This window comes from Rhodococcus sp. G-MC3 (genome assembly GCF_030063335.1).
Taxonomy (GTDB): domain Bacteria; phylum Actinomycetota; class Actinomycetes; order Mycobacteriales; family Mycobacteriaceae; genus Rhodococcoides.
The window spans coordinates 42,549-53,780 of the sequence record NZ_JASISW010000019.1 but is presented as its reverse complement, the minus strand read 5'-3'; the positions used below and the strand labels follow the sequence as shown (position 1 = coordinate 53,780).

Annotated in this window: 10 protein-coding genes and 1 pseudogene; 6 read left to right on the top strand and 5 right to left on the bottom strand. The window is 62.6% G+C overall.

The genetic code is table 11. The features are described 5' to 3' along the window. Positions 1-199: 199 nt before the first annotated feature. Positions 200-856 carry an RDD family protein gene (locus QMK17_RS19485; protein WP_283510939.1) on the top strand — a complete coding sequence of 219 codons (657 nt, stop codon included), beginning with the start codon at positions 200-202 and terminating at the stop codon, positions 854-856. 170 nt (positions 857-1,026) lie between these two features. Beyond that, positions 1,027-1,956 (top strand): hypothetical protein, encoded by a 930-nt coding sequence (locus QMK17_RS19480; RefSeq protein WP_283510938.1) that lies wholly within the window; start codon positions 1,027-1,029, stop codon positions 1,954-1,956. Positions 1,957-2,049: 93 nt separating this feature from the next. On the opposite strand, the gene aspS is transcribed toward QMK17_RS19480, so the two are convergent. After that, positions 2,050-3,846, bottom strand: coding sequence for an aspartate--tRNA ligase (gene aspS / locus QMK17_RS19475; RefSeq protein ID WP_283510937.1), 1,797 nt, complete (start codon positions 3,844-3,846; stop codon positions 2,050-2,052). 205 nt (positions 3,847-4,051) lie between these two features. Here aspS and ypfJ point away from each other — a divergent pair, with 205 nt between their 5' ends. Next, positions 4,052-4,984, top strand: coding sequence for a KPN_02809 family neutral zinc metallopeptidase (gene ypfJ / locus QMK17_RS19470; protein ID WP_283510936.1), 933 nt, complete (start codon positions 4,052-4,054; stop codon positions 4,982-4,984). An 18-nt stretch (positions 4,985-5,002) separates the two neighbouring features. On the opposite strand, the gene QMK17_RS19465 is transcribed toward ypfJ, so the two are convergent. After that, on the bottom strand, positions 5,003-6,034 hold the full coding sequence (locus tag QMK17_RS19465; RefSeq protein ID WP_283510935.1) for an Rv2578c family radical SAM protein: 1,032 nt from the start codon (positions 6,032-6,034) through the stop codon (positions 5,003-5,005). 124 nt (positions 6,035-6,158) lie between these two features. On the opposite strand from QMK17_RS19465, the gene QMK17_RS19460 reads away from it, so the two are divergent. After that, complete coding sequence (locus QMK17_RS19460; protein WP_283510934.1) at positions 6,159-6,626, top strand: DUF3237 family protein; 468 nt, start codon at positions 6,159-6,161, stop codon at positions 6,624-6,626. A gap of 5 nt (positions 6,627-6,631) precedes the next feature. Here QMK17_RS19460 and QMK17_RS19455 read toward each other — a convergent pair whose 3' ends face one another. The 3 genes and pseudogenes from QMK17_RS19455 to QMK17_RS19445 all read right to left on the bottom strand — a co-directional run bounded on the left by QMK17_RS19455 (position 6,632) and on the right by QMK17_RS19445 (position 9,286). Beyond that, positions 6,632-7,264 (bottom strand): hypothetical protein, encoded by a 633-nt coding sequence (locus QMK17_RS19455; RefSeq protein WP_283510933.1) that lies wholly within the window; start codon positions 7,262-7,264, stop codon positions 6,632-6,634. A gap of 70 nt (positions 7,265-7,334) precedes the next feature. After that, positions 7,335-8,591 (bottom strand): annotated as a pseudogene (gene hisS / locus QMK17_RS19450) (histidine--tRNA ligase); the annotation flags it as partial. Between the two features lie 2 nt (positions 8,592-8,593). Continuing rightward, positions 8,594-9,286, bottom strand: coding sequence for an MBL fold metallo-hydrolase (locus QMK17_RS19445; protein ID WP_283510991.1), 693 nt, complete (start codon positions 9,284-9,286; stop codon positions 8,594-8,596). Positions 9,287-9,502: 216 nt separating this feature from the next. Between QMK17_RS19445 and QMK17_RS19440 the strand changes: the two genes are divergently transcribed. After that, positions 9,503-10,375 (top strand): peptidylprolyl isomerase, encoded by an 873-nt coding sequence (locus tag QMK17_RS19440; RefSeq protein WP_283510932.1) that lies wholly within the window; start codon positions 9,503-9,505, stop codon positions 10,373-10,375. Then, entirely contained in the window at positions 10,372-11,199 is an 828-nt protein-coding gene (locus tag QMK17_RS19435; RefSeq protein WP_442972799.1) for a peptidylprolyl isomerase, read from the top strand. Before QMK17_RS19440 ends, QMK17_RS19435 begins: the two co-directional genes overlap by 4 nt. Positions 11,200-11,232: the final 33 nt, after the last annotated feature.

Here is an 11,232-nt window from a genome sequence, read left to right as displayed (position 1 = left end):
GCCCCTTACATATCCCGGTATGGGTAAGAAACTTCAACCTTAGAGGTCGCTCGTCACGCTCGCTCAGTGAGATCGTGTCCGAATCGTGCATGCCAGCGACGCGCGTAATGCTTGACACACCCCGTCGAGTGCGGTTCGCTCAGCCTGAAAATAAGGTGTTCGTACATGCACAGCCAAACTCCAGTCGAGGGGACATTCCGTGAGCGAAAACCCACCAAACGGGCCGCAGTACGGTTCCGATCCGAACCAGCCGCAGTACCCGCAGAATCCGGCTGGTGGGTACCCACCTCCCGGCAGCTACCCACCGCCCGGTAATTCCCCACCGCCCGGCAACTACCCACCGCCCGGCAACTACCCACCGCCCGGCAATTACCCACCGCCGCCTGCAGCGGGCAACGCGGCTTACGGTGCCGGTTCTCAGCTGCCAGGCGGAGGTCAACCCGGTACCCTGCTGAAGCGATTTTTGGCACGCCTGGTCGATGGAATCATCGTCGCGATCGTTGCAGCCATCGTCTACGCCGTTTCTCCGAGCGGATTCGTCGGGCAGTTCATCTTCGGACTGGTTTCGGCTGTTCTAGGCTTTGCGTACTTTGTCTTCCTCGAATCGAGCCGAGGACAGACCTTCGGCAAACAGCTCCTCGGTCTTCGGACTCTCGGCGCTGCGGGCGGCCACCCGACCCAGGCCGAGGCCGCCAAGCGCAATGCCTTCCTGCTACTGAACATCATTCCGATTCTCGGTGGCTTACTGGTATTCATCGCCGAAATCGTCATTGCAGTCACCATCAATTCCAGCCCTACCAAGCAGGGCAAGCATGACGAACTCGCGGGCGGAACGCAGGTCGTCTCCACCAAGTGATCCCATAGTTCGACGCGAAGCGGGCCATCCAAGAACTACCTGGATGGCCCGCTTCGCATATTTGACCCGCTGCCGTTCGGCACGGCAGATCAGACTGTGCGGTATCCAACGTATCGCCTCTGGCCGTAAGGTTCTGGCTCGACCGAGTCGGAACAGCAAGCGAGGGGGCAATGGTGAACGACCAACCGAGCGGGGCCGGTGGCCACGATCCACAGCAGGGCGGGAATCCGGATCTCGGTGGGTTCACCCAGCCCACCAACTACCAATCGTCGCAGTCGAATTACCCGCCGCCGGGCGCGTATCCGCCTGGGAGCTTCCTTCCCCCGGCAGGCAACTTCACCCAGTACCCACAGCAAGACCCATGGGGCTATACCGGCCCCCCGATGAATGCAGCGCCGGCTGCTCTACGCGCGGGCGAGGCGATCAAGTACGGGTGGAAAAAATTCGTCGCCAACATCGGTGTATGGCTTGGCTTCATGGGCCTGTACGCTGCCGTGCTGGTCGTCCTCTACATCATCGCCATCGTCGTCGTCCTCACGGCCCTGTTCTCGTCCAGCGCTCTCGAAAACTCGAGTTACGGTGCCGAATTCGACAACGCCGGTGTGACCTGGTCCGTGACGATCGGAACCGCCGCCATCGGAGTCGTCGGATATTTCGCCGGCGCTGTGCTCGTACGAGGGTCCCTTCTCGAATTGGACGGATTGAGACCACACTTCGGATCGTTCTGGCGGCTGCGTAACGTAGGCAACATCGCGATCTCTGCCGTTCTGCTTTCGGTCGTGAATGCCGCAACGTCGCTACTCGACAATTATTTTTTCTCGATCGCAATCGGTCTCGTGATCGGCATCATGTTCTGGTTCGTGCTCCAACTGTTGCTCGATCGTGGGCTGGCCTTCCACACCGCTGTCATCACGAATGCGAGCCTCATCGCACGCGCACCCGTGCAACTGGCACTGCTGTTCTTGGCACTCGCGGCAATCAATGTCGTCGGGGCGATCCCCTGCGGCCTCGGCCTCATTTTCACGGTGCCGATGTCTCTCATTGCGATGACCTATGCATACCGCGTTCTGTCGGGCGGATTTGTCTCGCCCGCAACCTGATTCATCGTCGACACGTAGTCGACAGCGCGATCGATGCAGAGACAGCCCCCGCCGTGGAGTCGCGGCGGGGGCTGTCTCGAACATCGGGCGACGCTACTCCGCGTCTGCCTCGATCTGCTTGTCTTCCTTCTTCTCCGGCTTTGCATCGATACCGGATTCTTTGCGCTGGTGCGGGGTGATCGGCGCGGGCGCATCCGTCAGCGGGTCGACACCGCCACCGGACTTCGGAAACGCAATGACCTCGCGGATCGAATCGACACCGGCGAGCAATGCTGTGATGCGGTCCCAGCCGAATGCAATTCCGCCGTGTGGCGGTGCGCCGTAGCTGAAGGCGTCGAGAAGAAAGCCGAACTTCTCCTGCGCTTCTTCCACGCCGATTCCCATGACCGCGAAGACACGTTCCTGAATGTCCTTCCGGTGGATACGAATACTGCCGCCACCGATTTCGTTGCCGTTGCAGACGATGTCGTAGGCATACGCAAGCGCTTTCCCTGGCTCGGTGTCGAAGTTCTCCATCGACTCGGGCTTCGGTGAGGTGAATGCGTGGTGGACCGCGGTCCAGGCACCGGAACCCACGGCGACATCTCCGCTGGCGGTGGCGTCGGATGTCGGCTCGAAGAGCGGCGCGTCGACAACCCATACGAAGGCCCATGCCTTCGGGTCGATCAGATCGAGCTTGCGGGCGATTTCGCCACGAACCGCGCCGAGCAGACCACGCGAGGCCTTGATCGGTCCTGCGGAGAAGAAGATCGCGTCGCCGGGCTTCGCGCCGACATGCGTTGCGATACCGTCACGCTCGGCGTCGGTGAGGTTCTTTGCGACAGGTCCACCCAGTGTGCCGTCCTCGGCCACAAGAACGTAGGCCAGTCCCTTGTGCCCGCGCTGCTTGGCGAACTCCTGCCACTTGTCGAGTTGCTTACGCGGCTGCGACGCACCTCCCGGCATGACCACGGCGCCAACGTAAGGTGCCTGGAACACTCGGAACGCGGTGTCGGAGAAAAAGTCTGTGCACTCGACCAACTCGATGTCGAATCGGAGGTCGGGCTTGTCGGAGCCGTAACGACGCATCGCCTCGGCGTACGTGATCCGCGGAATTTTGCCCTCGAACTCGTAGCCGACGAGCTTCCACAGCGCTGCGAGGATTTCCTCGGCAAGCAAGATGATGTCGTCCTGCGTCACGAAGCTCATCTCCACGTCGAGCTGAGTGAACTCCGGCTGACGATCCGCGCGAAAATCCTCGTCTCGGTAGCAACGTGCGATCTGGTAATACCGCTCGATGCCGCCGACCATCAGCAGTTGCTTGAACAGCTGCGGACTCTGCGGAAGTGCGTAGAAGCTCCCCGGCTGCAACCGTGCGGGCACCAGGAAGTCGCGGGCGCCCTCGGGGGTCGAGCGGGTGAGAGTCGGTGTTTCCACCTCGACGAACTCGTGATGAGCCATCACTCCCCGCGCTGCGGCATTGACCTGCGAGCGAAGCCGGATCGCATGACCTGGTCCGGCGCGACGAAGATCGAGGTATCGGTACTTCAGTCGCGCTTCTTCGCCGGGCTGGTCATCGAGCTGGAATGGGAGCGGAGCGCTTTCGGACAGAACCTCGATGTCGGAAGCGTCGACCTCGATCGCACCGGTCGGGATCTCGAAATTCTGGTTTCCCTCCGGGCGCTGCTCTACTTTGCCGGTGACCTTGACGACATACTCGGCGCGCAGGCGGTGCGCCTTCTCGGCAACTTCGCCATCACGAAACACCACTTGTGCGACGCCGGAGGCATCTCGCAGGTCGATGAAGATGACACCGCCATGATCGCGGCGACGCGCAACCCAACCCGTCAGAGTGACTGTTCGGTCGACGTGCTCGGATCGAAGCGAGCCGGCGAGGTGGGTGCGCAGCACTGGTTTCCTTTCACAAAAATTCCAAAAAACGTGTTCGTCGGTCACTAATCTTACGGAGAGCTTCCACAGACGGGAAACGCGATACCACCGCGGCGTGCGAAGCTAGTGCTCGATCAACCAAATGTGGACCTTTGCCCAGGTGTTCGCGGCAGCGCGACGCCAGGAGTCGAACGTGCCAAAACGACCCGCCCGAAAGGATTCGACGATGACGTTCAACGAGGGCGCACGCCTGGATTCAGGAAGGGTCAAGTCCGGTGGCGGAGGAGGTGGACGCGGCGGGAAGCTTGCACTCGGCGGTGGTGCAGGCGGTCTGATCGTGCTGGTTCTCGCGTTGCTGTTCGGCGGCGGTGACGCTGAATCGATCCTTGGGCAACTCAGCGGAGCCTCGGACACCTCGAATCAGTCCGGCGGTAGTGAGGGCCTCGAAAATTGCAAGACCGGCCTCGACGCAAATACGAACGTGGACTGCCTTGTTGTCGGAACGGTGCAAAGCTTGGACGACGTCTGGGCCTCACAGTTGGGCTCGCAGACGGGCGTCGCTTATGTCCGGCCTGAGGTTCAGTTGTTCTCGGGCTCGACCAACACCGGCTGTGGCAACGCCACCAGTGCGGTCGGACCTTTCTATTGTCCAGCCGACGCCACGGCGTACTTCGACACCAGCTTCTTCCAAGTTTTGGTCGATCGTTTCGGATCCAGCGGAGGGCAACTCGCGCAGGAGTATGTGGTCGCACACGAGGTGGGTCACCACATCCAGAATCAGCTCGGTGATATCGGCAGAGCGCAGCAGGATCCGCAGGGGGCAGAGTCTGGAGCAGTTCGGGTGGAACTGCAGGCCGACTGCTACGCCGGAATCTGGGCCAGCCAGGCAGCGGTCATCCCTGACCCGAACACCGGCCTACCGTTCTTGGCACCTCTCACTCAAACCGATATCGATGACGCCCTGTCGGCCGCATCGTCCGTGGGCGACGACCGGATCCAACAGGCTTCCAGCGGCCGGGTCAATCCCGAGGGCTGGACACATGGTTCGTCGGAGCAGCGCCAGAGTTGGTTTGCCACCGGATACCGAACAGGGCAGGTGTCGGCGTGCGATACCTTCTCGGCGCGCGACCTGAACAACCCGCCCGCGCTCACCCGGTAGACCCTCCAAGCAAGGCCATCAAAACAGGGTCATCGCGGGGGTTCGGTCCTGAGGAGCCGCCGCGGGCTCGGCTGGCACGTTCTCGGGCATCGATCTTGTGTCGTCGACCCCGAATCCGTGACGGTCCAGCAGTGGGTCGATGCGGCCGCGCAGCCACCGCTTGTACTCGGGAGTGACGTAGGCGCCCTGACCGTACAACGTTCGGTAGCGGCGAACGAGCGCAGGATGATTTTCCGACAGCCAGGACATGAACCAGTCCTTCGTCGACGATCGAAGATGCATCGGCATGGCCGTCACCGATGTCGCACCGGCATCGGCGAGTGCCTCGAACAACCCGTCGAGTTGCCGTGCGCCGTCCGTGAGGAACGGGATCACCGGCGCCACCATCACGCTGCACGGTAGACCAGCATCACGCACTGCCCGAATGAGATCGAGACGAGCGCGCGGACTGGGTGTGCCCGGTTCGATCTGCTTCTGCAGATCGGCGTCATGGATGGCAAGGCTCACGCTGATGTGAATGTCGACCTGCCGAGCCGCGAGAGTGAGCAGCGGAAGGTCGCGCCGGAGCAGCGTTCCCTTCGTCAGGATGGAAAACGGTGTCCCCGACTCGGCCAGCGCTCGAATGATGCTCGGCATCAATCGATACCTTCCCTCGGCCCGCTGGTAAGGATCAGTGTTCGTCCCGAGCGCTACCGGCTCGCGTTTCCATGATCGACGCGCAAGTTCCTTGCGGAGAACTGCTCCGATGTTGGTCTTCACCACGATCTGCGAATCGAAGTCGTTGCCGGAGTTCAGATCCAGATATTCGTGTGTCGGTCGCGCGAAGCAGTAGCGGCACCCGTGCGAGCACCCACGCGTCGGGTTGATGGTCCAGGTGAACGGAAGCGACGCATCCCCCGAAATTTTGTTGAGCGCGCTTTTGCACAGCACCTCGTGGAAGGTGATGCCCTCGAACTCCGGCGTCTGTACGCTTCGGACCAGACCTGAACGTTCGAGGCCGGGCAATGCGCCGTCGTCCGCGGCGTCGAGTGATTGACCGGCCCATCGCATACACATAGTCGAACATGTGTTCTATGGCATGTCAAGGCGGTGCCAGCGGTGCGAGATCACGTGCCGTACAGCAGATAGCGTGTAGGGGTACAGAGCCCACCACTGCCAAGGAGCGTTCCCCCACGTGACTGCACCCATCGCGCCGACTCTCGAACCCATCCTCCGTCTCGGGCTGACTCTGGGCGTGCCGATCAAGGTTGGTTCCGTCCCTGCGGGCGAACGTGTTGTGACGCCGATTCTCGGCGGCGCCGCACCCGGTCCCGACATCGAGGGAACGCTCGCCGGTGCGTCGTCGATCATTGGAGTGACCAGGCAAGACGGGTGCACCGAGTTCACCGCCGACATGACGCTGGAACTGACTGTCGGCGGCTACCTTTCGCTCGCCTACCGCGGCGTCCAGTTCGGCCCGGCCGAGGTGATCGAGTCCTTGGACGGCACCGAAGAAGTAGATCCGGCGGCGTATTACTTTCGTGGCACGCTCGCCATCACCACGGCGGTGCCACAATTGACGTACCTCAATCGGGCACTCGTCGTGACATCCGGCTCGCGATCAGCCGAATCGGTGGTCATCGATGCCTTCCTGGTCACCTGAAAGGCTTACCCCGTCAGCGCAGCGACTTCCCGATCGGTCAACGTGGCCAAGGGCGTTCGACCTGCATCGCGTACCAATTCGATTGCTCGGTACAGCGGGCGTTCGTTCAGTCCGGCGTCGCGTGCTTCCGCTTTCAGTTGATCGACCAATACCGAGGCAATTGCGGCCGCGGGCACCAACTCGCTCGTCCACAAGGCGTCGGCGAGTTTTCTCAGCGACAAGATCGGCAATTCGCGGCCACCGCCTTTCGTGTAAAGCGCAAGCGCGATGGTGACGCGAGAGTTGCCGTCGTACAGGCGAAGCGAAATCTGATCGATCCGCGCTGTACGCACCTGAACTTCGGCACTGACCACCTTCGCCACTGCCAACTGCTTCGTCCGAAACCCGCCCCGCGCATGGATGATGTTGTCGCTGAGCCATGTTCGACGCCTCAGCCCCACCCATGCAGATCCAGCGGTCGGCACCGCCACGACAGCCCCGAGCACTGATGCCACCGCGACCGGCAGGAAGAAACTCGCAACGACCGCGAGCAATATTCCGATCACCACCGCACCAAGGGCGACCTTCTTCAGTCGCGGCGCGATCAACTCGACCGGAACGAGATCGAGTTCGACGCGCGCAGAACTGTCAGCCGGCAAGACCGGCCCCTGGGTTCGAACCAACGTCGGCAAGACCGGCCTCTGAGTTCGAACCAACGTCGGCAAGACCGGCCTCCAACGCGGAGACCACTTCGGCGAGTGGAACATCGCGCTGCTCCCCAGTCGCGAGTTCTTTCACCACGGCGTTGCCCTCGGCAAGTTCCTTGTCGCCGAGGACCAGAGCGAAGCGTGCACCAGACCGGTCGGCAGCCTTCATTGCGCCTTTCACCCCACGATTTCCGTAGGCCATATCGACGCTTATGCCTTTGCCGCGCAGCTCCCCGGCGATGGCGACGATCTTCGCTTTGGCATCCGCCCCGAGCGGAACGCCGAAGACTGCGCACCGAGCGGTAGAGCCCGCAGACTTACCTTCGGCGACCAGCGCGAGCATCGTACGGTCGACTCCGAGCCCGAACCCGATGCCGGACAGTTCCTGTCCGCCGAGTTGGGCCATCAGACCGTCGTACCTACCGCCGCCGCCGATTCCGGACTGCGCTCCGAGGCCGTCGTGCACGAATTCGAATGTCGTTTTGGTGTAGTAGTCGAGGCCACGCACCATACGCGGATTGACCACGTAGGGAACCTTCAATGCATCGAGGTGCGCGAGTACCTCGTCGAAGTGGGCCTTGGCCGTCTCCGACAGGTGATCGAGCATCAGCGGCGCATCCGCAGTCATCTCGCGAACCTCAGGACGCTTGTCGTCGAGCACCCGGAGTGGATTGATCTCCGCGCGCTTCTTCGTTTCGTCGTCGAGCGGCAGCGCAAAAAGAAACTGCTGGAGGAGTTCGCGGTACCGAGGACGGCACGTGTCGTCGCCGAGAGAGGTGATCTCGAGACGGAAGTCGGTCAGACCCAGACTGCGAAACCCGGTGTCCGCGACGGCGATGACCTCGGCATCGAGAGCCGGATCATCGACACCGATTGCTTCGACACCGACCTGCTGCAACTGGCGGTAGCGACCTGCCTGCGGGCGTTCGTAGCGGAAGAACGGGCCGGCATAGGCAAGCTTGACCGGCAAAGCTCCGCGGTCGAGGCCATGTTCTATGACGGCACGCATGACACCGGCGGTTCCCTCGGGTCGCAGCGTCACCGAACGGTCTCCTCGATCGGCGAACGTATACATCTCCTTGCTGACCACATCGGTCGATTCGCCGACGCCTCGCGCGAACAAACCGGTGTCCTCGAAGACCGGGAGCTCGATGTGGCCGTACCCAGCATTGCGAGCCGCGGTCAGCAGCCCTTCTCTAACGGCAACGAACTCCGCCGAGTTCGGGGGTACGTAGTCAGGGATGCCCTTGGGCGCAGAAAAAGTGCTGGTCTTGCTCACGGTCACAGTTTTCCTTGTTCGGGTGCCGACAGTCCAACGAGAAATGGATTGGAGGCTCGCTCCTGGCCGATCGAGCTCTGCGCGCCGTGGCCGGGAAGGATCACGGTGTCGTCGGCGAGCGGTAGAAGTCTCGATGCAACCGACGACAGCAGCTGCTCGTGGTTTCCCCCTGGCAGATCGGTGCGCCCGATGGAACCGGCGAACAGTGTGTCACCGGTGAGCGCAACAGCGAGGGTTCCATCGGGAGTCTCGACGTCGATGGTGAACGCCACCGATCCCTGGGTGTGTCCAGGAGTATGCACGACGCCGATCTCGATGCCCGCCAACACAAGAGTGTCCTCGTGCGCGAGATCGACGACCTCGTCGGGCTCGTGGAACTCGGAGTCGCCCAGCAGGGCCGCCAGCTGCGGTCCGGTTCCCCGGAGCGGGTCGGAGAGCATGTAGCGGTCGTCGGGATGAATATAGGCAGGAATCCCGAACTTCTCGCACACAGGAGCAACCGACCAGGTGTGATCGAGGTGCCCATGAGTGAGGAGTACCGCCACCGGCGTGGTGTTCGATTCGCTCAAGAACCGGAACAGCGGCTCGGTGGCATCCTGGCCAGGATCGACGACGACACATGTGTCGGAGCCATCGTGGGCGAGCACATAGCAATTGGTCTGGAACATTCCCGCCGGGAATCCGGTGACGAGCACGGCTGCAGCTCCTGTATTCGGTACGGCCAAGTCGAGAACCAGACTAGTTGTTCATCGTTCATCTGCTCGTCGCCAGTGCCTACAGGCGAGAATCCGCGAGGCCGTCAGATGGTTCTCAGGATGTAATGGCACACTCACTCACGGCCGGTGACAGCTCTACACAAGCCCGTTCTTAACAGGCACGTCAAATTCAGGACAAGCAGGAGGACACGTCAATTGCCCAGCAACGAGCAGCGACGCGCGGCAGCGAAACGGAAACTCGAGCGCCAGCTCGAACATCGAGCCGACCGCGCCAAGAAGCGCAAGCAGATGACGATCGCCGGATCTGTTCTCGGTCTGGTCGTAGTGGTAGGCGCCGTGGCAGTCGTGTTCGCACTCACTCGCGGCAGTGACGAGCCGGACGCGACCGCGGCTAGCACGTCCGCGGCAAGCTCAACCAGCGGCGACACCCTGATCGCCGACGGTCGGGCCGAATCCCTACCCGAGACCGTAAATTGCTCCTACCCGGCGGCCGCTCAGCCCGCAGCGAAGGCCAACACTCCTCCTCGCACCGACGGCGTGCCGACGAGCGACGAAGCGCTGAGCTACAGCATGGAAACCACACAGGGCAACATCGGTCTGACGTTGAACAACCCGCAGTCGCCGTGCACGGTCAACAGCTTCGTCTCGCTCGCCAACCAGGGCTACTTCGACGGGACCACCTGCCATCGCCTCACCACCGGCGCGGGTCTGCAGGTTCTGCAGTGCGGTGATCCGGCCGGTACCGGTATGGGCGGACCCGGCTACCAGTTCGCCGACGAGTTCCCGGCCGACCAGTACGCCGAAGGCGATCCCGCGGCCAGCGAGCCGATCTCGTATCCGCGCGGGACCATCGCGATGGCCAATGCCGGACCAGGCACCAACGGCAGCCAGTTCTTCCTCGTCTACGGCGACTCGACTCTGCCTCCGGCGTACACGGCGTTCGGCACCATCGACGAGACAGGTCTCCAGACGTTGGACAAGGTTGCTGCAGCAGGCGCCGAAGGGGGCGCAGCAGACGGCACGCCGGCACTGCCCGTGGACATCACGAGCATGGTAAGCGATCTGTGAGGCGCGCCGTAGCACTGAGTGCGGTTGCCGGAGCAGCGGCGGTGCTCGTCGCAGGATGCTCGTCGGGCTCGTCCGACACCGCTGCGTCCGATACCACTGCATCCGATACCACTGCATCCGATACCACTGTGTCCACGACGGAGGCCGCATCGAGCTCGGCGACCACGTCGCAGACACCACTCGACCTGTCTCAATTCGGCGTGCTTCCTGCCGTTCCTGCTGCCGAGGCATCCACTGCCAGTTGTGAGTACCCCGAGGCAGCCCCGGCGATCAAGGAGAACACCCCACCGGGAACGGAGGGTGTGTCCACCGCAGGCACCGTCGACGTGGCGATCACGACCAGCCAGGGAGCGATCGGATTGACGCTCGACCGGTCCGAGGCGCCGTGCACTGTCAACAGCTTCACATCGTTGGCATCGCAGAGTTACTTCGACAACACCGTGTGCCATCGCCTCACCACGACAGAGGGACTGGCGGTGCTACAGTGCGGCGATCCGTCGGGCAAGGGCAACCGCGGACCCGGCTACGAGTTCGCAAACGAGTACCCCAGCACGGCGTACCCGGCCGGAGACCCCGCGCTGTCGCGCCCCATCGTCTACCCCCGCGGCACCGTCGCGATGGCCAATGCCGGACCTGACACCAATGGAAGCCAGTTCTTCCTGGTGTATGCCGACTCGGTGTTGCCACCGCAGTACACGGTCTTCGGCACGATCTCCGACGAAGGCCTCGACACCCTCGATGCCGTTGCCGCCGGAGGCGTGTCGACGCCCGGTGACGACGGAGCACCGAAACTGCCGGTCGTGCTCGAGACTGTCAGCTCGTAGGCGCTCTGCGCATGTGCGCGGTAATACGTCCCA